The sequence below is a fragment of the Streptomyces armeniacus genome (genome assembly GCF_003355155.1).
In the GTDB taxonomy this organism is placed as follows: Bacteria; Actinomycetota; Actinomycetes; order Streptomycetales; family Streptomycetaceae; genus Streptomyces; species Streptomyces armeniacus.
This window is the reverse complement of record NZ_CP031320.1, coordinates 2161374-2179934: the sequence shown is the minus strand read 5'-3', so window position 1 is coordinate 2179934 and position 18561 is coordinate 2161374. Positions and strand designations below refer to the sequence as shown.

Genomic DNA, 18561 nt, shown 5'->3' with positions numbered 1-18561 from the left:
CGTCCGCGTCGCCCTCCCGTACGGCGTCACCCTTCCCGTCTTCGCGTGCCCCCGGGCGCTGGCGTACGCGGTCCGGGCGCGGGCTTGCGGGGTATGGCACCGGGCGCCGGTCCGGTGGCGGATAATGGACCCATGCGGATCTCGGCGAGAGCGGACTACGCGGTGCGTGCCGCGCTGGAACTGGCGGCCGCGGGCGACAGCGACCCGGTCAAGGCCGAGGCCATCGCGCTCGCCCAGGGCATCCCGCACAAGTTCCTGGAGGGCATCCTCAACGACATGCGGCGCGGCGGCCTCGTCGTCAGCCAGCGCGGCGGCAACGGTGGTTACCGCCTGGCCGCGCCCGCCGACACCATCACCATCGCCGACGTGATCCGCGAGGTGGAGGGTCCGCTGGTGTCCGTACGGGGCGCCCGCCCCCCGGAGTTGAGCTACACCGGGCCCGCGGAGTCGCTGCTGCCGCTCTGGGTCGCCGTACGCGCCAACGTCCGCGAGATCCTCGGCGAGGTCACGCTCGCCGATGTGGCCTCGGCCACGCTGCCCGCGCGGGTGCACAGGCTGGCCGACAACCCGGCCGCCTGGACCAACCCCTGACCGGTCGCTGACCGCCCGCTCGCGGTCCGCCCGCCGGTCGTCGCGCTGACCAGCGCCTGACCGGCCGCCTGAGCGGCTCTCGGCGGCCCTTTCGGCCGACCCTGTGCGGCGCCTTCCGGGGGCACCCCTCTCACCTGCGGCGTCTCGGATCACGGGCGCCTCGTCTCGCGTTCGTGCCCGCATGCTGAACACATCTTGCGGCTCGGCGGACAGCCAGGCAGTCTATTCCTGCTTAATCACTAGGAAAGCTAGGGAATCGCGAGGGCGGGCATGCGAACACTGATCGTGCTGGCACTGGCCGGGCTCGGCGCCCAGCTCGTGGACGGCAGTCTGGGCATGGCGTACGGCGTCACGTCGACCACGCTGCTGCTGGCCGTCGGCACCAACCCGGCCGCCGCCTCCGCGACCGTGCACCTGGCCGAGATAGGCACGACGCTCGTGTCCGGGGCCGCGCACTGGCGCTTCGGCAACGTCGACTGGCGGGTCGTGACACGCATCGGCGTACCGGGCGCCATCGGCGCCTTCGCCGGCGCCACCTTCCTCTCGAACCTCTCCACCGAGACCGCCGAGCCCGTGATGTCCCTCATCCTGCTCACCCTCGGCATCTACGTCCTCAGCCGATTCACCGTCTCCGGGCTGCCCACCACCAACCTGGACAAGCCGCTGCGCAGGCGCTTCCTCTCGCCGCTCGGCCTCGTCGCCGGTTTCGTGGACGCCACCGGCGGGGGCGGATGGGGCCCCGTGGGCACGCCCGCGCTGCTGGCCAGCGGGCGGATGGAACCCCGTAAGGTCATCGGCTCCATCGACACCAGCGAGTTCCTTGTCTCCGTGGCCGCCAGCCTGGGCTTCCTGGCCGGGCTCGGCTCCGAGGGCATCGACGCCACGTGGGTCGCCGCGCTGCTGCTCGGCGGCGTGATCGCCGCCCCGATCGCCGCGTGGCTCGTCCGGCACATCCCGCCCCGCGTGCTCGGCTCCGCGGTCGGCGGAGTCATCATCCTCACCAACGCCCGCACCCTGCTGCGCGGCGACTGGCTGAACGCGAGCGAGGGCGTCGTATGGACCGTGTACGTGGTCGTCTACGCGCTCTGGGCCGCGGCCGTCACGCACTCCATACGGGCGCACCTCCGGACGGAGGCGGAGGCGCGGGCTGCGGCTGGGTCCGCTTCCGCTTCCGCTTCCGCTGACGAGTCGGCAGCGGAGTCCGGGGCGGACGCCGGTGCCGGCAGGGTCCACGAACCGGCCGGGGCCGCGGCCGGGGCCCCGGCGGGGGCCGCCGCCGGGGCCCGTGACGACTCGTCGGGCCCCGACGAACCGACGGAGCCGACACCGGCGGTCTGACGCAACGCCCAAGCCTGTCCGGCGTTTGAGGGCGTCCCCCGGCCACCGCCGTGGGGGCGCCGGTCCCGGCCCTCCACTCCGGGACCGGGCCGGGGTCCGTCCTCAAGCGCCGGACGGGCTGGTTTGTGGTGCGGCTCGTTGGGCCGGGTCACTCGGGGCGGGCGAACCTTCGGGCCGCCCACAGCAGAGCCCCCGCCCCCGCCGCCGCCAGAACGCCGAGTTCCAGCGGTACGGGCGGCTGCCAGCCCGCCCATTCCGGGCCGCCCACCGCCCTGTGGCCCGGCGCGTAGTGCATGATGCAGCGGCGCAGCGCGTCGACGGCGTACGACAGCGGGTTGAGCGAGGTCAGTACGGCCACCCACGAGGGCAGCGCCGTAAGCGGGAAGAACGCCCCGGAGAGGAACAGCAGCGGCATCATCGCCAGCCCCAGCACCGTGCCGAAGGTCTCGACGGTGCGGATGCGTACGGCCAGGGCGAGCGTCAGCGCCGAGAAGGTGAAGGCCGTCAGGATCATGCCGAGCAGCAGGACGGCCAGCAGCGCCGGGTGGTACGGCAGCCCGATCAGGCCGGTGGTCAGTGCCAGCAGCAGGACGCCCTGCGTGGTCGCCACGGTCGTACCGCCGAGGCAGCTCCCGTACAGCAGGGTTGAGCGGCGTACGGGTGCCATCAGGGTCTCGCGGAGGTAGCCGCTCTCCCGGTCGATGATGAGGCGCATGCCGACGCCCATGGCCGGTGCCTGCACGGTCATCACCAGAACGCCGGGAAACAGGAACGCGCGGTAGTCGCCGCCCACGGTCCGGTCGGGGATGACGGACGCCAGGCCGCCGCCGAGCAGCAGGAGATAGAAGACGGGCTGGACGAGGACCAGTGCCGTACGCGTGCGTTCGCCGATGAGCCGCAGCAACTCGCGGTGTACCAGGGCGTGGACGGCGCGCAGTTCCCGCCGCGGGCCGGAGCGGCGGGACCGGAGGGCGGGGGAGCCGTCGCCCGGGGAACCGTCGGCGGGGGAACCGTCGTGCTGCCGGGGGTCGTCGGTGATCACACGCGCTCCCTGTCCGTCCAGCGGCGTTCGCGTCCGGTGTCGCCGCCCGGTGCCGCCGTACGGGCCGCATCCGGCGTTCGCGTACGAACGCGCTCGACGGGCGCGTTCGTACAACGCCCTCGTACGGCACGCCCCTTACCGCGCCCTCTCGACACGGGACGGTATTCCCCCACGCCCCCGTGGAACGCGGCGCATTACCCAAACCACACGTTGTGGTGATGCGGCGCCAACGTCGCCCAGACCCCCGGCTGCTCGACCACGAGATCCCGGTCGCCGTCTACGCCGACCGTGCCGCGCCCGGCACCCTCGACCTCGACGACATCGGCGTCTGCGCGGACCGGGACGAGCTGCGGCTGGTACGGCTCAGCGACGGCGCCGCGGTCCTCCACACGTTCGCGACGGACGGCGCGCCCGCCGGGGAGTGGGACGCGGCGCTGCTCCTCAGGTGAGCGTGTCCTTCAAGCCCGTCCGGCGTTCGAGGACGGTCCTCGGCCACGACGGACCCGCCGACGGGCCGGGACCGCTCGCGGGACCATGTGCGGCGGGCCGGGGCGCGTCGGGCGCGCCGGACGGCCCGCGGCCCCGGCCGAGCAGAACGCGGCGGGTGGAGGGCCACCGACCCCCACCGCATAGGCTGGTCCCGTGCCGCCCCCGACGGCGCGCGCCCCGCATCCGTACGACCTGGGAGCCCCCGCGATGACCGCCGTGACCGCCGTGCCGCCGCCCGCCATGGAACGTCCGCACTTCATCGGCATCGGCGGCGCCGGAATGTCCGGCATCGCGAAGATCCTCACCCAGCGTGGCGCCCGCGTCGCGGGCAGCGACGCGCGCGAGTCGGAGAGCGTGGCGGCGCTGCGCGCTCTGGGCGCCACCGTGCACATCGGGCACGACGCCGCGCACCTCGCCGCCGACGCCACGTGCGTCGTCATCTCCAGCGCCATCCGCGCCGACAACCCGGAGCTGGCCGCGGCGGCGGCCCGTGACGTCCCGGTCGTGCACCGTTCCGACGCGCTCGCCGCGCTCATGGAGGGGCTGCGTCCGCTCGCCGTCGCGGGTACGCACGGCAAGACGACGACCACGTCGATGCTCGCCGTCAGCCTCCGTACGCTCGGGCTGGCCCCCTCGTACGCGATCGGCGGCGACCTCGACGTCCCCGGCTCGAACGCCGACCAGGGCGCCGGCGAGATCTTCGTCGCGGAGGCGGACGAGAGCGACCGCAGCTTCCACAAGTACGCGCCCGAGGTCGCGATCATTCTCAACGTGGAGCTGGACCACCACGCCAACTACGCGTCGATGGACGAGATCCACGACTCGTTCGCCACCTTCGTCGGCCGCGTACGCCCCGGCGGCACCCTCGTCGTCTCCGCCGACCAGCAGGGTGCCCGGGAGCTGACGGCGCGCGTGCGCGGACGCGACGGCCTGAGCGTCCGTACGTACGGGGAGGCCGAGGACGCCGACGTACGCGTCCTGAGCGTCACCCCGCACGGGCTGACCAGCGAGGTCACCGTCGTACTCGACGGCGAGGAGCTGACGTTCGCGGTGTCCGTGCCCGGCCGCCACTACGCGCTCAACGCGGTCGCCGCCCTCACCGCGGGCGTCGCCATGGGCGTCCCCGCGCCCGAACTGGCCGGCGCGCTGCGCTCGTACACCGGCGTGAACCGCCGGCTCCAGCTCAAGGGCGAGGTGAACGGCGTACAGGTCATCGACTCGTACGCGCACCACCCCACGGAGATGGCCGCCGACCTGGACGCCGTACGCGGCGGCGCCACCGACGGGAGGGTGCTGGTGCTGTTCCAGCCGCACCTGTTCAGCCGTACGCAGGAGCTGGGGGCCGAGATGGGCGCCGCGCTGGCGCTCGCGGACGCCTCCGTGGTGCTGGACATCTATCCCGCCCGCGAGGACCCGATTCCGGGCGTCACCAGCACCGTCATCATCGACGCGGCGCGCGCGGCGGGCGCCGACGTACACCGGGCGCCCGCCAAGGAGGCGGCGCCGGAGCTGGTGGCGGGAATGGCGAAGCCCGGTGATCTCGTTCTCACCATGGGGGCGGGCGACGTCACGGAGCTCGGCCCGCTGATCCTCGATCGCCTGTCGGACTGACCGCGCTGACCAGGCCGAACGGGCTGACCGCGCTGACCAGGCCGAACGGGCTGACCGGCCGAACGGACCGAAGGACCGAAACGGAGAACGCCATGGCGTACGACATCGACAAGCCGGATGAGCAGTGGCGCGAGGAGCTGACTCCCGAGGAGTACCGGGTGCTGCGCGAGGCGGGCACGGAGCGGGCGTTCACGGGTGAGTACACGGACACCAAGACGACGGGCGTGTACAGCTGCCGGGCGTGCGGCGCGGAGCTGTTCCGCTCCGACACGAAGTTCGAGTCGCACTGCGGCTGGCCGTCCTTCTACGACCCCGCGGACAGCTCCGCCGTCGAGCTGATCTCCGACCGCTCCATGGGGATGGTCCGCACGGAGGTCCGCTGCGCGGCGTGCGGCTCGCACCTGGGCCACGTCTTCGAGGGCGAGGGCTACCCGACGCCGACGGACCAGCGGTACTGCATCAACTCCATCTCGCTCCGGCTCACCCCGACGACCGAGGGCTGACCGTACGGACGGTACGCCGCCCCGCGGCCCCCTTTCGTCCAGGATCGAAACACTGGGCCCGCGCCGCCCCGTCCCCTAGCCTGGCCGCCGACCCGCCCGTGACCGGCGGGTTCTCAGGGGGCACGGGGGATCGGGGGATCCGGGGTGGCACGAAGGCGTACGCACGCGGTGGCCGGGGCGGTGCTGCTGGCGCTGCTCGCGGGCAGCGCCTGTACGGGCGGCGGCGGGGGCGGGGAGAAGAAGGCGGAACCGGCGGTGCCGAAGCCGCTGAGGCAGCTGTGGGACACGAAGGTCACGGCGAGCGCCACCAGCCGTATCGGCTGGCTCACCGACGACACCGTGACGCTGCACGAACCGGAGAGCGGCGCGCTGCACGGCTACGACGCGGGCTCCGGCAGGCACCGCTGGAAGCTGACGCCGCCCACGGGGGCCGGCAGGGTGTGCGACACATCCGGGGAGGTCAACGGGCAGGGCGTCGGCGGCGTGGTCTTCGCTGCCGGGGACGAGGGCGAGTGCACGCTCGCGGCGGCCGTGGACTCCCGTACGGGCAGGGTGCTGTGGTCGAGGCAGCTCGGCGAGCAGCAGGGCGACGGCCCCAACGCCGGGGTCAGCGTCAGCGAGAAGGCGCTGACGGTCACCGGCCGCTGCGACGAACTGCGCCGCATGCGCCTGGCCGACGGCAAGCCACTGCCGACGCTGCTGCCGCGCGACACCGACTGCTCGCACGACACGGCGCACAACGCCCGCCGCATCGCCGCCCTCGACGACCCCGGCACGCCGGAGGGCGACGAGCGGGAGGCGGCGTTCGTGCTGTACGACCCGGACACCGGCAAGGAGTTGTGGCGCCGCCCCGCCGACGGCAGGGGCCCCGAGCTGGGGGCGCTGCTGGCGGACGACCCGGTCACGCTGGTGACGCAGGACAAGGGGCAGCGGTACATCCGTACGTACGACGGGAACGGCAAGCCCGTACACGTCCTCGGCAAGGAGCTGAGCAACGCCGTGGACGAGGTGAGCGGGCAGCGGCTGGCCGCGGAGGGCGTGTTGGTGACCCGGTTCGCCAACGACCCGCGCACGTACGCCTACGACCTCCGCACCGGCAAGACGCTGTGGCGCAAGGCGCTGGGCTCCAGCACCCTGCTGCTGGGCGTGAGCGACGGGCAGCTCGTCACGCGGTCGTCGCTGGTGCCCAAGGGGACGGCCCGCATCCAGGAGTGGCTGATCGGCTACGACCTGCGGGACGGCACACGCCGGACCCTCGGCAGGGAGCGCAAGCCCGAGGGGGCGGCGCTGAGCGGTGCGCCCGCGGTGCACAAGCGGAAGCTGTACTCGCTGGTCGGCACGGACTCCGCCGGTACGTACGCCCTGCGCGCCTACGCGCTCCCCGAACGCGGCGACACCACCGACTACCCCACACAGCCTCCGCCGGGGACGGCCGTCAAGTGGCGCAAGGGCGACCTGCGGCCGGAGCGGACACTCCTCGCGTGCGAGGCGGTGACCGCGGAGACCCGGGAGAAGATGAAGCTGACCGGCGACCGGCCGCCGCCCGACAACTGCGTCTGGCAGGAGAGAGACCAACCGGAAGGCAGCGAACGGGAGTTGTCGGTACGCGTCTCGACGCACGAGCCAGGGGAGCCCGGCAGCGGAGGCGGCAGCGGCAGCGGTGGCCCGGCGAAGACGGCGGTGGAGAGCGCGCGGCACGCGTACGACACGGCCCAGTACCTCGACGGGGCACCGGCGGTACGCGGGCTGGGCGAGCAGGCCAAGGGCAAGGTGTACAGCCTGTCCACGCACCTGATCGTGCGCTACCGCAACGTCACCATCGAGGTCAGGGCGGAGGGGATCGGCGACCGGGACAGCGACCGTACGCCGTCCCGTCAGCAACTCAAGGAGGCGGCGCACGCGGCCGCGGCGGACGTGCTGAGGCGGCTGGGCGACAAGAGCGGCTAGAAACCTGGACGCGTACCGACCGTGATCGCCGCTAGCGTGGCGGGCATGGCCATCGCTCGCTTGCCCCTCACCGTCGTCGACTGTCCCGACCCTGGTGCGCTCGCCGGGTTCTACGGGGCAATGCTGGGTTGGAAGATCGACGTCTCCGCCGACCGCGCGGCGGTTTGCGCCGAGTCCGGCCAGTGCATCTCCTTTCACAGAGTGGCTGATTACACGCCGCCGGTGTGGCCGTCCCCGGAGCGGCCCCAGCAGATGCACCTCGACATGATCGTCGACGACCTCGACGCGGCTGAGGCGGCAGTGACCGACCTCGGTGCGACCAGACATCCGCAGCAGCCCGGCACGTCCTACCGTGTCTTCCTGGACCCGGCGGGTCACCCCTTCTGTCTCTGTCTGGAGTGATCTCTCCTCGCCGGATGTCCGGTACCCGGTGCCGGATGTCGGGGTCGGTGCTCAGCGCCAAGCCCTCGCGGGGGACTTTCAGCGCGGCGCGACGGACAGGTCGCGCAGTTGGTCGTCGTAGTCCGCGAGCAGGTGCCGCAGTTCGTCGAGCGATTCGACCGGCACGTCGGCGGGCGCGCGGTCCACCACGTAGCGGGCCGCCGTCACGAGGGAGGCCAGCTCGTACGCGTGGAAGGTGCCCCTGAGGACCCGCGGCCGGACGCGTTCCAGTTCCATCAGGCCTCCTTGCCCCGCACATGTTCCTTGATCTGCTCGACTTCGGCGGCGAACGCGTCGTAGTCCTCCCGCATGCCGTTGATGTACGCGCTCCACCCCAGGCTCGTCTTCGCGTAGTGGACGGCCTCCTGGATCTCCTCGTCCGTGGCGCCGAACAGCTTGGCCGCTTCCGTGTGGAAGAGGAGGCAGTAGTGGCACTTGGTCTCTGTGTGCAGGCCGATGCCGATGAGTTCCTTGTACTTGTTGGGGATGAGCGTCTCCCCGAGCTCCATCTTCTTGAAGATCTCCCACTCGGGCGCCAGCATCTCGGTCGGCATCCGGGCCAGGAAGTGCGGAACAAGGCCCAGCGTCTCCTTGATGTCCGCCTCGATGTCGCCGCGGTTGACCGTGGCAGTAGTCATGACGACTCCCTTCTCACCGGCCCCGTGTGCCATCGAGGGGGGTCCCCGCAGTCTTGTTGACGCACGGGACCTATGACCCACTTTAGTGCTGTTTGTTCGATATGAACCGGCCGGATCCGGCTGAGTTTTCGTCAGGGCAGAGAGGTGGAGAGGGGAGAGGAAGAGGAGAGCGCGGAGTGCCCGCACCGCACGCGGGGCGCGCGGGCACTCCGTAACCGGCCGTCGGTGTCGGCCTGGGCCCCGGCAACTGCCTGGGCCTGGGCCTAGGCCTGGGCCTCGGCCTCAGCCGAAGCCGCGGATGCGGTGCTGCATCACCCGGTACGGCCAGTTGACCTCGGTGTTCCACTGGCTCACCGACAGGTGCAGCTCGCCCAGCGTGGAGCCGGGGATGATGTAGCCGCCGTAGAGCTGCGCGACGTGCGAGTCGTCCTCGTTGCCCCAGTCGCCGCCCCAGATCAGCGTCTGGCGGGGCGCGGCGTGGAGGTCGGAGGTGGGGGTGTCCATGATGATGCCGTCGATGCGGTAGTCACCCGCGTTGAACCACGTCAGCACCCACTTCCCGCCAAGCGGCCGCAGGCACAGCTCACCGAACGCGCCCTCCAGGATGGGCGTTGGCGGGTTGCCCCAGTTCCAGGCTCCGTCGCGGTAGCCCCACGGCTCGTACGCCGCCGGGTCCGCGATGGCCTCGCTGCGCACGCGGTTCAGGATGATCGGTCCCTTGCGGTCGAACGACGTCGAGTACACGTACACCCAACCGTCGTTCCCCAGCCCCCAGGTCAGGCACTGGAACAGGCGGCCGTCCCGGTCGCCGGGGAACTTCGCGCCCGTGTGCACCCAGGTCGCGCCCGAGTCGTCGGAACGCCAGATCTCGGACCACACGACGTTGTGCAGGCCGTTGTTCACCATGGCGTGCAGATACATGGTGCCGCCGATCGTGATCACGTCGGACGGCAGGACCGTGGAGAACTCCGGGTTGTCGTGCTCGTACGGCCACAACTGCTGCGCCGCGTCGCCGCCGACCGCGCCGGACCATGTGACCCCGGCGTTCAGGTCGGTGGTCGTGGACCAGAGCGCGACCGGCGAACGCCACCAGCCGCCGCCGACCGTCGCGTTCTCGAAGGTGTCGCCGAAGACCCACAGCGTGCGCCCGTCGGGCGTACGGGCCGGGATGCCGAGGTCCGTCGCCTCCATCCGGAAGCGGGTGGTGAGGCCGGGGCCGGTCAGGTCGGCGATCTTCTTCACCTCGAGCGCCTGGGCGCGGCGGCCGCGGCGTCTGCCGTTCGGAGCGCCGTTCGCGCCCGTGGCCCCCGTCGCGCGCGCCGTCGCGGCGCCGGCGCCGACCAGCAGCCCGCCGGCGGCGACGGCACCGGCGGCGGCGCGGAGCAGGGTCGAGCGGGAGACGTTCGCGGAGTCGTACGGGCCGTCGCCCGACCCGCTGTCCGGCCCCTCGCCCGACGTTGAAATCGAACTCTTCTCCCTGCTGTTCCTGTTGCGCATGAGCACACTCCTCACAATTGAGAAATCGATTTCACAGAGAGTTCTACAGGTGGCCTCCGCCGTCAATGGTCGGCGCACGGGCCAATGGCCGTGTCGCGCGGCCTCATAGAGTGATCCGCAGGGGAGGGCGGTGACTGGTGCTGCGCAGACGGTTCGACCGGCTGGTGCTGGTGCTCATCGAGGTACGTGGCGGCGAGCGCGACCGGGAGACGGCCAAGTCGGCCTGCGAGACGCGCGGCTGGCGGGTCGTCGACGAGTACGGGCGCGGCGAGGCCGCCTCCGCCGGCGTGCTGACCGCCGCGCCGGACGCCCGGCTGCTGTCCGTCGAGGTCGGCCTGTACGGCGCTGCCCGCCGCGCCGAACGCGGCGCCGCCTGGCGCGTACGGCGGCTGGCCCGCGCGTACAGCGTCGAGATGTACGTACGCCGCGCCGAACTGCTGCGCCGCGACCGCGAGTTGCTGCCCGACTGGTACGCGCACACCACCGCCCACCGGCCCGACGTGCCCGTACGGCCCGCCGCGCCGCCCGCGGTGCGGGCGTACGGATGGGCCCGGTTCCGCGCCCGCTGCCGGGAACGGCTCGGCCGGTACGACGCGGGTGTCCTCGTCGCCGGCACGCCGTCCGAGGCGCGACGGCTGGCCCGCATGCCGCGTGACGCGCACGCGTCGAACGGCGCGCACGCCGTGCGCGGCGACGACCTGGACGTACGCCTGGACGTACGCCCGGGGGACGGCCGTTCGCGCTCCCGCTCCGGGGTGGTGCTCCGCCGCGAGGACGATCTCAACGGGCGGCTGGCCGCGCTGTGCGTCTGGCTGGTCGTCATGTCCCTGCTGGGTGTCGTCGCCAGGGACGCCGAGGGCGGCGGCCGTTACGCCGTGACGACGCTCGCCCTCGCGGCCTTCGTCGCCGCACTCCGCGTCGGCACCCGCCTCGGACACGACGGGCGCGCGCTGTGGGGCGCCGCCGTCACGGTCGTCACCGCCCTGTTCTTCCTGCTGGCGTGGGTGGGCGGCCCCGGTGACCACTCTGGGCTGTCACGCGGACAGGCGTTCCTCATCGTGTTCGGGGTGTTCATCGGCGGCGGGCTGTGGCTGCTCGTACGGCAGTGGACCTGGGGTGAGTGGCTGACGGTGGCGGGGCCCATCGCCGCGACCGTGATCGGCTCGGCGCTGCTCGCGGCCGGATCCGTCAAACACGCGTTGTACGCCGACGAGTTGTCGCTCTCGCCCGGCGACCTCGACGTGCCGGGCGTCTGGCAGGCCATCGCCGCCGTCGCCCTGCTCCGCGACCTGTACCCACTGCTGCTGGTGCCCGCCGCGTACGGCTTCGCCAAGCACTTCCACTACGTACGCGACTTCCACGGCGCCACCGTCGCGGCGGTGCTGCTGGCCGCGTTCGGGGCCACGGCGCTGGGCGTCGTCCTCGACTCCGCCGACCGGGCGGCCCACGCGACGGTCGACGCGGCGGAACGCGGCACCCAGCCGCCCTCGTACTTCGGCGTCGACCCGTCCTGGACCTGCGTGGAACCGGTGGTGCCCTTGAGCGAACTCGCAAGCCAGGGCGGCCGCTTGCGGCCGGAACGCCCGTACGTCTCGTTCGGCGTCGCGGACGGCGACGTGGTGCTGTGGGACACGACGACGGATGGCCCGCTGAAACTTCCGGCCAAACACGTCCGCCTCGTCCCGGCCTCCACGCCGGACACGGCGTGCGCGCCGCCGCGCTGACGGTCTCCCGGGCCCGCGGGCGATTGCTACGCGGGCGCGAGCTTGAGCTCGGCCCAGACCGTCTTCCCGATTCCGTACGCACGCGGCGTGACGCCCCAGCCCTCGGCCAGCGCGGCGACGAGCAGCAGCCCGCGCCCGGATTCGGCGTCCGCCCCGGGGGCAATGCCGTGCGGGCGGGGCAACGCGGTGCAGGCGTCGCAGACTTCGATGCGGAGCAGTCCGTCGTCCGTACACGTGAGAGTCACCTTTACCTGACGGCCTGGTGGATCTCCCGCGTGCTGCACGGCGTTGGCGACGAGCTCGGACAGAACGAGTTCGGCTGTGGTGACGTCGTCCGGTCCCACGTCCCACGCGGTGAGCTGAGCCCGAAGCGCTGTCCGCGCCTGCGCAACGCTGCGCGGCGTGCGCGGGAGCCGATGCTGGACAGACCTGACCGTGAAGGCTGGACGATCTCCGGACATGACGTATCCCCTTTGCGACAGGGTCTGCTGGCAGTGAACGATCACCATGAGGTGGCAACTTGTGACGCCAAGTGATGCCTCGTAGTAGAGTGCTCACCAGTTGCACGGAAGTGCAAGAGCGGCGATAGAAGTGCACGTGCACTTTCACCTTGTTTTCGACCGGAGGCCAGGAGGTTCGGATGCCGGCAAGTCCCACTGTGAGCAGGCGGTTGCTCGGCGCTGAGTTGAGGGCGCTGAGAGAGGAGCGCGGCCTGACGGCTGACGAAGCCGCCGGACGGCTCGGCTGGCACCCCTCGAAGATGAGCAGGGTGGAAACCGGCAGGAGCGGGCTGCGCGATGCCGAACTCAGCCGGGTGCTGGACGTGTACGAGGTGACGGAGCCTGTCGCTCGCGAGGCCCTGAGCTCGATGTCCCGTGACGGCAAACGACGGAAGTGGTGGCAGCCGTACAGCGATGTGCTGACGAAGCGTTACTCGAGCTTCATCAGTCTTGAGTCCGAGGCGTCCTCTGCTCGCTCGTTTCAGATGTCGCTGGTGCCCGGCCTCCTGCAAACGCCGGACTATGCGCGTGCCGTGATCCGCGCGCTGAAGCCGGAGCGTGCACCTGACGAGGTGAACGCTCTGGTCGAGGTACGCCTCGCTCGGCAGAACGCTGCTCTCAACCGAGAATCACCTCTGCGAGTGTGGGGCGTCATCGATGAAGCCGTGCTGCACCGCGTGGTGGGCGATGGCGGGCTGATGGCCGGACAACTCAAGCGGCTGCTCACCGCTTCAGAACAGCCCGAAATCACCCTGCAGGTACTGCCGTTCGGAGCCGGTTCACACGCCGGGCTGCTTGGCCCCTTCGTGATCCTGGAGTTTCCGGTGAGGGCCGACTTGGACGTGGTGTGCACGGAAGGGCTCACGAGTAACGTCTACCTCGAACGTGAGGAAGACGTCGCCGCGTACAGCCGAGCTTTCGACCACGTGCGTGCTGCGGCGCTGGATGTCGGCCCCTCCCGGGACCTGATCGCCCGCAGAGCAGAGGACTTCACATGAAGCGAATAGACAGGCACCGCTCCGAGAGCGGCACGACGGTGTGGCGGACGAGCAGTTACAGCGGTGACCAGGGCGACTGTGTGCAGGTCGCGGGACTGGCAGGCGTAGTTGCCGTACGCGATTCCAAGAATCCGCACTTGGGCATGTTGCGGTTTTCTCCCGGGGCGTGGGACCGCCTCCTCGCAGAGGTGAAGGGCGAGATGTGAGCGCGTGCGGGCGCACTCGGTTCGCGGCGTGGCGCAAGAGCAGTTACAGCGGTCAGGGTGGCGACTGCGTGGAGATAGCCGACGGCTGCGGTGCCGTGGGCGTACGGGATTCGGCGCGGCCCGGCGGGCCAGTCGTCGTGTTCCCCGCCGAGGCGTGGGGCGCGTTCCTCGCGAGGGCCGTGGCGCGGCGGTAGGCGGCGGGCCGGGTGTGCGGCGGGCACGTTCGGGGGCCGGGGGTTGTGGTGCGCGGTTACGTTTCCAGGGGCGGGCGGGGTTCCTACGGTGGCCGTCAACCGTAGGAGGTCGCCATGCCGTTGGACGGAGCACCGCACAGGAACGGCCCGCGTGGGCGGAGGATCGCGGGCAGACTGGCGCTCGCCGGAGGGCTCGTGGCGGGGCTCGCGCTGCTCGCCCCCGCGCACGCCGCGCCACCCCAGCCACACGCCCCCACCGCGCACGCCCCCACCGCGCAGAGCTCCACCGCGCAGAGCAGCTCCACCGAGCAGCGCGCCACCGCGCAGAGCCCCACCGCGCAGGCGGCCGTGCCCCTGGAGCCCGTCGCCGACTACGGCGCGGACCCCGGCAACGTCGACATGTACGTGTACCGCCCCGACTCGCTCCCCGAGAACCCGCCCGTCGTCCTCGCGTTGCACGGCTGCACGCAGAGCGCCCAGCTCTACGCCGACAACTCCGGGCTCCCCGCCATGGCCGACCGGGACGGCTTCCTGCTCGTCTTCGCCGGTACCACCTCGGCCAACAACCCCAGTCAGTGCTTCAACTGGTTCCAGCCGACCGACAACGTACGCGACCAGGGCGAGGCCGCCTCGCTGCGGCAGATGGTCGCGCACGCGGAGCAGCAGTACGGGGCGGACCCGGCGCGTACGTACGTGACGGGGCTGTCCGCGGGCGGCGGGATGACGTCGGTGATGCTGGCCGCGTACCCGGACGTGTTCGAGGCGGGCGCGGTCGTCGCCGGGCTGCCGTACAACTGCACCAAGGACTCCGGCCCGTTCCTGTGCATGAACCCGGGTGTGGACCGCACGCCGGAGGAGTGGGCGCAGCGGGTGCGGGACGCGCACCCCGGGTACGAGGGCCCGTGGCCCCGCGTCGCCGTCTGGCACGGTGACCGGGACGCCACCGTCGCGCCGCGGAACGCCGACGAGTTGCGCGACCAGTGGACGGCCGTGCACGGCACGGACCAGACCCCGGACCGTACGTCGACGATCGGCCCCAACGGAACCAGCCGCGAGGAGTACGTGACGGGCGACGGGCGTACGGCCGTCGAGGTGGACCGGGTGCCGGGGATCGGGCACGGGACGCCGGTCGACCCGGGGAGCGGGCCCGAGCAGTGCGGGGCCACCGGTACGCAGCACTTCATCGACTCGATCTGCTCCAGCCACTGGATCACCGGGTTCTTCGGGCTGAGCGGTACGGCCCGATGAGCCCGCGCCGCCCTTTGTTCGGCGGGCGGGAGCGGCGCCCCGCGGCGGCCCCCGCCGTACGGGCGCCCGCACCGGCCGCCGCACGGACCGCCGTGCTGGCCGCTCTCCTGCTGGCGGCCGGTGCGGCCCCGGGCACCGCCCCGGCGGCCGCGGCTGCCGGGGCGTCGCCCCGTACGGAGGGCGCCTGCGCCCGTACGGGCCCGCTGACCGTCCCCGGCGCCGCACACCAGCGGGCCGCCTGCCTGCCGGAGTTGACCACCGCGGGCACGGTCGCCTCCGGTCACACCGACCCCGCCGACTGGGCCGGGCTGACCCCGGCCGCGCTGGACACGCCGAGCGGCGTGCCCGGCACGCAGATCGACGGCTACTTCCCGGACACCTCCCGCACCAACACCAACCACGGCTGGGACCACGACGCCCAGTTCGTCATCCGGCTGCCCGACCGCTGGAACGGCGGCCTCGTCGTCACCGGCGCGCCCGGGAACCGCGAGCAGTACGCCAACGACCGCGCCATCGGCGACTGGGCGGTGGCCCGAGGCTACGCGTTCGCCGCCACCGACAAGGGCAACACCGGCGCCGCCTTCCACCGCGACGGCGCCGCGCCCGGCGACGCCGTCGCCGAGTGGCACACGCGGTTCACCCAGCTGACGCGCGCCGCACGGGCCGTGACCGCCCAGCGCTACGGGCGCGCCCCCGCCCGCACCCTCGCCACCGGCATGTCCAACGGCGGCTACCTCGTGCGCTGGCAGCTGGAGAACCGGCCCGAGCTGTACGACGGCGGCGTCGACTGGGAGGGCACGCTGTGGCGCGCGGACGGGCCGAACCTGCTGACGTTCCTGCCGCCCGCGCTGCGCCACTACCCGGCGTACGCCGCCGGCGGGCCCGGTGCCGAACGGGCGCGCCGGGCGATGCACCGCGCCGGCTACCCGGCCGGGTCCGAGTTCCTGTGGCCGTTCCACCACCGAAACTACTGGGACCTCACCCAGCGCACGTACCGCGAGGAGCTCGACCCGGACTACGACGGCGCGACCGAGGCGGGCACCCCGTACTGCGCCCCGGGCACGCCCGCCTGCGACGCCGACTACGACTACGCGTCCCGCCCGCCCCGCGTCCACGCGGCGGTGGCGCGGCTCGGCCTCACCGGGCGGATCGGCAAGCCGCTCGTCACGCTGCACGGCACGCTCGACGTACTGCTGCCGATCTCCCGCGGCTCCGACCCGTACGCGCGCATGGTCCGGCGAGCGGGGCGCGGTGACCTGTTCCGCTACTACCGGATCGGCGGCGGCACGCACACCGACGCGCTCTTCGACACGTATCCGGAGCGGCTGCGGCCGCTGCTGCCGTGCCACCGCTCGGCGTTCACCGCGCTCGAACGCTGGGTGGAGCGCGGCGAACGGCCGCCACCGAGCCGTACGCTGCCCCGGCCCGCCGGGGCGGACCGCGAGACGCTGCTGACGTCGTGCCCGCTGGACGGCACGGCGGGGCCCGGCTGAGCCCCCGCCGGGCCCGGCTGAACCCGCCGCGGGCCCGGCGGCGCAGCCGAATTCGCTGGCACGGGGGCGGCGGGCGCGCGCAGGATGGCGGGCATGTACGACTTCCTGCTGCCCTTCCTGGGCGCCTGCCTCCTCGTCGCCCTGGCACCCGGTCCGAGCACGGTGCTGATCATCCGCAACTCCCTGCACGGCCGCCGCAGCGGCATGCTGACGGTCCTCGGGAACGAGACGGGCGTCTTCGTCTGGGGCGTCGTCGCGGCCTTCGGCCTGACGGCGCTGCTGGCGGCCTCCGAGATGGCGTACGACGTGATGCGCTTCGTGGGCGCCGGAGTGCTGATCGTCTTCGGCGTCCAGGCGATATGGTCGGCCCGGCGCGGCGGCGACGCCGGGCTGGGCGACGCCGCCGGTGGCGCCACCGACGGCGGTACGGGCGCGGGCGGCCCGGCGCCGGGCACGGGCTGGCGCGCGTACCGCGCCGGTCTCCTGATGAACCTGGCGAACCCGAAGGCCGCCATCTTCGCGATGTCCTTCCTCCCTCAGTTCGTCCCCTCGGGCGCGCCCCAACTCCCCACGATGGTGGCCCTCGCCGCGCTCTGGGCGGTCTTCGAGGTCGGCTACTACGGCACGTACGTCTGGGGCGTCGGCCGCCTGAAGCGCGTCCTCTCCCGGCCGGGCGTACGCCGCCGCCTGGAACAGGTCTCGGGCGGCGTCCTCCTCGCCCTGGGCGCCCGCCTCGCCCTGGAGGGCTGACCCGGCCCTGCGGCGGCGTTCACCAGTCGCGGGCCGCGACCAGCTTCTCCGTGTCGGCCTCCGCGAAGCCGTAGGCCGAGGCCACGAAGCAGAAGTCCTCGCATATCTCCTCGCGCGCGACCGTCTCGATCTCGCTGCCCGCAGCGTCGAACTCGGCCTCCAGCAGGTTGAATTCCTCCGTCGCCGCGTTGGTGAGCGCGTACAGGGCAGGCAGGTCCGACGGCCGTTCCGTCTCGATGCGTGAGCAGAGGCGGAGCAGGATCGCCCGGCCCTTGTCGAGGACGTGGTCCGGGAAGTACGCGTCCGCGTACAGCGGTTGGAGGAAGGCGTGCTCCGCCACCTGCTGGTTCGTGATTGGCATGGTGCTGCCCCGTTCCTTGCGAAGTGCCTTCGAAGTGCCAACGACACCGATCCTGCACCACGGCACTGACAATCCCGCCGGAGCGGCCGGCGGGCCCGGCCCCCGGCGCCGGGCTCAGACCACCGCGTGGCGTGCCGTGAAGGCCAGGAGCGGGGCGGCGGTCCGGGGCGGGTCCTCGAGGATGGGGGAGTGGCCGAGGCCGGGCAGCAGCCGGACTTCCGCGTCGGGAACGGCGGCGCGGTAGTCGGCGGCGGACGAGGAGCGCCATCGCCGGTCGTCCTCGCCGAAGAGCACCAGCAGCGGCTTGCCGACGGCCCGCAGCCGGTCCGGGAGCGGCTGCTGCGCCAGGTAGTCGGTCGTGCCCCGCATCGTCGCCGTGAGCGTGTGGTACGTCATGGCGCGCGCGTCGTCGAGGAGTTCCCGCGGGATCTCGTAGCCCGCGCGGCTGAAGCCCGTGCTCGCGAACTGCCGTAGCTGCTCATCCGTCGGCGGCCACTGCGAGGGTGCGATGGCGGCGGACCGCGGTGCGAGGAAGGCGTCGAGGCTGGGCCCGGTGTTGACGAGCGCGAGCGCGCTCACCAGCTCGGGGCGCCGTTCGGCGAGGGCCGTGGCGACCGCGCCGCCGCTGGAGTGGCCGGCCACGGCGGCGTGTCGGACGTCGAGCCGGTCCAGCACCGTGCCGACGCGGTGCGCCTGGGCCGGGGTGTCGTAGCCGCGGTCCGCCGGTTTGGCCGAACGGCCGTGTCCGAGCAGGTCGATCCGGACGACGCGATGGGTCCCGGCCAGCAGCGGAACCAGTGCGTCCCACGAGCGGGCCGAGGCGGCCGACCCGTGGAGCAGCAGCAGTACGGGGGCGTCGCGGGGGCCGTCCTGGCATACGTGGAGGTCGCCGTCCGCCGTGGACAGGAGGAGGTTCTCGGTGGGCTCGCCGGTGCTGTCCACGCGCGGACCGCCGGCGGATTCAGAAGCGGATTCGGAAGCAGCCATGCG

21 protein-coding genes are annotated in these 18561 nt (G+C 72.6%); 14 read left to right on the top strand and 7 right to left on the bottom strand.

Annotated features, from left to right (window positions below):
* The first annotated feature begins 132 nt into the window (after positions 1 to 132).
* The gene (locus DVA86_RS09550; RefSeq protein ID WP_208877367.1) at positions 133 to 591 is read left to right on the top strand and encodes an RrF2 family transcriptional regulator; all 459 of its coding nucleotides are present in this window, start codon (positions 133 to 135) and stop codon (positions 589 to 591) included.
* Positions 592 to 861: 270 nt separating this feature from the next.
* Positions 862 to 1929 carry a sulfite exporter TauE/SafE family protein gene (locus DVA86_RS09545; protein WP_208877366.1) on the top strand — a complete coding sequence of 356 codons (1068 nt, stop codon included), beginning with the start codon at positions 862 to 864 and terminating at the stop codon, positions 1927 to 1929.
* Between the two features lie 148 nt (positions 1930 to 2077).
* Here the strand turns inward: DVA86_RS09545 and DVA86_RS09540 are convergent, their stop codons facing one another.
* Positions 2078 to 2968: an ABC transporter permease gene (locus DVA86_RS09540; RefSeq protein ID WP_208884553.1), complete on the bottom strand. Its 891-nt coding sequence runs from the start codon at positions 2966 to 2968 to the stop codon at positions 2078 to 2080.
* A 221-nt stretch (positions 2969 to 3189) separates the two neighbouring features.
* Between DVA86_RS09540 and DVA86_RS09535 the strand changes: the two genes are divergently transcribed.
* From DVA86_RS09535 to DVA86_RS09515, 5 genes are all read left to right on the top strand, one after another.
* On the top strand, positions 3190 to 3420 hold the full coding sequence (locus tag DVA86_RS09535; RefSeq protein ID WP_208877364.1) for a lantibiotic dehydratase: 231 nt from the start codon (positions 3190 to 3192) through the stop codon (positions 3418 to 3420).
* A 280-nt stretch (positions 3421 to 3700) separates the two neighbouring features.
* A complete protein-coding gene (gene murC / locus DVA86_RS09530; RefSeq protein WP_208884551.1) occupies positions 3701 to 5071 on the top strand; it encodes a UDP-N-acetylmuramate--L-alanine ligase in 1371 nt (456 codons plus the stop codon).
* A 92-nt stretch (positions 5072 to 5163) separates the two neighbouring features.
* The gene (gene msrB / locus DVA86_RS09525) at positions 5164 to 5574 is read left to right on the top strand and encodes a peptide-methionine (R)-S-oxide reductase MsrB (protein ID WP_208877363.1); all 411 of its coding nucleotides are present in this window, start codon (positions 5164 to 5166) and stop codon (positions 5572 to 5574) included.
* A 144-nt stretch (positions 5575 to 5718) separates the two neighbouring features.
* Positions 5719 to 7521 (top strand): outer membrane protein assembly factor BamB family protein, encoded by a 1803-nt coding sequence (locus DVA86_RS09520; RefSeq protein ID WP_208877361.1) that lies wholly within the window; start codon positions 5719 to 5721, stop codon positions 7519 to 7521.
* A 45-nt stretch (positions 7522 to 7566) separates the two neighbouring features.
* Complete coding sequence (locus DVA86_RS09515) at positions 7567 to 7923, top strand: VOC family protein (protein WP_208877360.1); 357 nt, start codon at positions 7567 to 7569, stop codon at positions 7921 to 7923.
* 78 nt (positions 7924 to 8001) lie between these two features.
* Here the strand turns inward: DVA86_RS09515 and DVA86_RS09510 are convergent, their stop codons facing one another.
* The 3 genes from DVA86_RS09510 to DVA86_RS09500 all read right to left on the bottom strand — a co-directional run bounded on the left by DVA86_RS09510 (position 8002) and on the right by DVA86_RS09500 (position 10097).
* Positions 8002 to 8199, bottom strand: a complete 198-nt coding sequence (locus DVA86_RS09510) for a hypothetical protein (protein WP_208877358.1) — start codon at positions 8197 to 8199, stop codon at positions 8002 to 8004.
* On the bottom strand, positions 8199 to 8600 hold the full coding sequence (locus DVA86_RS09505; RefSeq protein ID WP_208877356.1) for a carboxymuconolactone decarboxylase family protein: 402 nt from the start codon (positions 8598 to 8600) through the stop codon (positions 8199 to 8201). The genes DVA86_RS09510 and DVA86_RS09505 overlap by 1 nt, the downstream gene beginning before the upstream one ends.
* Positions 8601 to 8882: 282 nt before the next feature.
* Positions 8883 to 10097, bottom strand: coding sequence for a glycoside hydrolase family 183 protein (locus DVA86_RS09500; RefSeq protein WP_208877354.1), 1215 nt, complete (start codon positions 10095 to 10097; stop codon positions 8883 to 8885).
* Between the two features lie 137 nt (positions 10098 to 10234).
* Between DVA86_RS09500 and DVA86_RS09495 the strand changes: the two genes are divergently transcribed.
* Positions 10235 to 11821 carry an NnrS multi-domain protein gene (locus DVA86_RS09495; RefSeq protein ID WP_208877352.1) on the top strand — a complete coding sequence of 529 codons (1587 nt, stop codon included), beginning with the start codon at positions 10235 to 10237 and terminating at the stop codon, positions 11819 to 11821.
* A gap of 26 nt (positions 11822 to 11847) precedes the next feature.
* Here DVA86_RS09495 and DVA86_RS09490 read toward each other — a convergent pair whose 3' ends face one another.
* A complete protein-coding gene (locus DVA86_RS09490) occupies positions 11848 to 12282 on the bottom strand; it encodes an ATP-binding protein (protein ID WP_208884550.1) in 435 nt (144 codons plus the stop codon).
* A gap of 179 nt (positions 12283 to 12461) precedes the next feature.
* On the opposite strand from DVA86_RS09490, the gene DVA86_RS09485 reads away from it, so the two are divergent.
* The 6 genes from DVA86_RS09485 to DVA86_RS09460 all read left to right on the top strand — a co-directional run bounded on the left by DVA86_RS09485 (position 12462) and on the right by DVA86_RS09460 (position 17210).
* Entirely contained in the window at positions 12462 to 13319 is an 858-nt protein-coding gene (locus DVA86_RS09485; RefSeq protein ID WP_208877351.1) for a helix-turn-helix domain-containing protein, read from the top strand.
* Complete coding sequence (locus DVA86_RS09480; protein ID WP_208877349.1) at positions 13316 to 13525, top strand: DUF397 domain-containing protein; 210 nt, start codon at positions 13316 to 13318, stop codon at positions 13523 to 13525. Before DVA86_RS09485 ends, DVA86_RS09480 begins: the two co-directional genes overlap by 4 nt.
* On the top strand, positions 13486 to 13719 hold the full coding sequence (locus DVA86_RS09475; RefSeq protein WP_208877348.1) for a DUF397 domain-containing protein: 234 nt from the start codon (positions 13486 to 13488) through the stop codon (positions 13717 to 13719). Before DVA86_RS09480 ends, DVA86_RS09475 begins: the two co-directional genes overlap by 40 nt.
* Before the next feature lie 114 nt (positions 13720 to 13833).
* Entirely contained in the window at positions 13834 to 14967 is a 1134-nt protein-coding gene (locus DVA86_RS09470; protein ID WP_208877346.1) for an extracellular catalytic domain type 1 short-chain-length polyhydroxyalkanoate depolymerase, read from the top strand.
* On the top strand, positions 14964 to 16460 hold the full coding sequence (locus DVA86_RS09465) for a tannase/feruloyl esterase family alpha/beta hydrolase (RefSeq protein WP_208877345.1): 1497 nt from the start codon (positions 14964 to 14966) through the stop codon (positions 16458 to 16460). Before DVA86_RS09470 ends, DVA86_RS09465 begins: the two co-directional genes overlap by 4 nt.
* A gap of 93 nt (positions 16461 to 16553) precedes the next feature.
* Positions 16554 to 17210 (top strand): LysE family translocator, encoded by a 657-nt coding sequence (locus tag DVA86_RS09460; protein WP_208877343.1) that lies wholly within the window; start codon positions 16554 to 16556, stop codon positions 17208 to 17210.
* 19 nt (positions 17211 to 17229) lie between these two features.
* Here the strand turns inward: DVA86_RS09460 and DVA86_RS09455 are convergent, their stop codons facing one another.
* The gene (locus DVA86_RS09455) at positions 17230 to 17571 is read right to left on the bottom strand and encodes a DUF5713 family protein (RefSeq protein WP_208877341.1); all 342 of its coding nucleotides are present in this window, start codon (positions 17569 to 17571) and stop codon (positions 17230 to 17232) included.
* Between the two features lie 114 nt (positions 17572 to 17685).
* Complete coding sequence (locus DVA86_RS09450; RefSeq protein WP_208877340.1) at positions 17686 to 18558, bottom strand: alpha/beta fold hydrolase; 873 nt, start codon at positions 18556 to 18558, stop codon at positions 17686 to 17688.
* Positions 18559 to 18561: the final 3 nt, after the last annotated feature.

Bases quoted from the DNA above. Each gene is read 5' to 3' on its own strand.
- murC (WP_208884551.1), top strand. From the start codon at position 3,701: ATGGAACGTCCGCACTTCATCGGCATCGGCGGCGCCGGAATGTCCGGC.
- DVA86_RS09505 (WP_208877356.1), bottom strand. From the start codon at position 8,600: ATGACTACTGCCACGGTCAACCGCGGCGACATCGAGGCGGACATCAAG.
- DVA86_RS09510 (WP_208877358.1), bottom strand. From the start codon at position 8,199: ATGGAACTGGAACGCGTCCGGCCGCGGGTCCTCAGGGGCACCTTCCAC.
- DVA86_RS09490 (WP_208884550.1), bottom strand. From the start codon at position 12,282: ATGTCCGGAGATCGTCCAGCCTTCACGGTCAGGTCTGTCCAGCATCGG.
- DVA86_RS09470 (WP_208877346.1), top strand. From the start codon at position 13,834: ATGCCGTTGGACGGAGCACCGCACAGGAACGGCCCGCGTGGGCGGAGG.
- DVA86_RS09455 (WP_208877341.1), bottom strand. From the start codon at position 17,571: ATGCCAATCACGAACCAGCAGGTGGCGGAGCACGCCTTCCTCCAACCG.
- DVA86_RS09460 (WP_208877343.1), top strand. From the start codon at position 16,554: ATGTACGACTTCCTGCTGCCCTTCCTGGGCGCCTGCCTCCTCGTCGCC.
- DVA86_RS09465 (WP_208877345.1), top strand. From the start codon at position 14,964: ATGAGCCCGCGCCGCCCTTTGTTCGGCGGGCGGGAGCGGCGCCCCGCG.
- DVA86_RS09515 (WP_208877360.1), top strand. From the start codon at position 7,567: ATGGCCATCGCTCGCTTGCCCCTCACCGTCGTCGACTGTCCCGACCCT.
- DVA86_RS09535 (WP_208877364.1), top strand. From the start codon at position 3,190: ATGCGGCGCCAACGTCGCCCAGACCCCCGGCTGCTCGACCACGAGATC.
- msrB (WP_208877363.1), top strand. From the start codon at position 5,164: ATGGCGTACGACATCGACAAGCCGGATGAGCAGTGGCGCGAGGAGCTG.
- DVA86_RS09500 (WP_208877354.1), bottom strand. From the start codon at position 10,097: ATGCGCAACAGGAACAGCAGGGAGAAGAGTTCGATTTCAACGTCGGGC.
- DVA86_RS09450 (WP_208877340.1), bottom strand. From the start codon at position 18,558: ATGGCTGCTTCCGAATCCGCTTCTGAATCCGCCGGCGGTCCGCGCGTG.
- DVA86_RS09550 (WP_208877367.1), top strand. From the start codon at position 133: ATGCGGATCTCGGCGAGAGCGGACTACGCGGTGCGTGCCGCGCTGGAA.
- DVA86_RS09485 (WP_208877351.1), top strand. From the start codon at position 12,462: ATGCCGGCAAGTCCCACTGTGAGCAGGCGGTTGCTCGGCGCTGAGTTG.
- DVA86_RS09480 (WP_208877349.1), top strand. From the start codon at position 13,316: ATGAAGCGAATAGACAGGCACCGCTCCGAGAGCGGCACGACGGTGTGG.
- DVA86_RS09545 (WP_208877366.1), top strand. From the start codon at position 862: ATGCGAACACTGATCGTGCTGGCACTGGCCGGGCTCGGCGCCCAGCTC.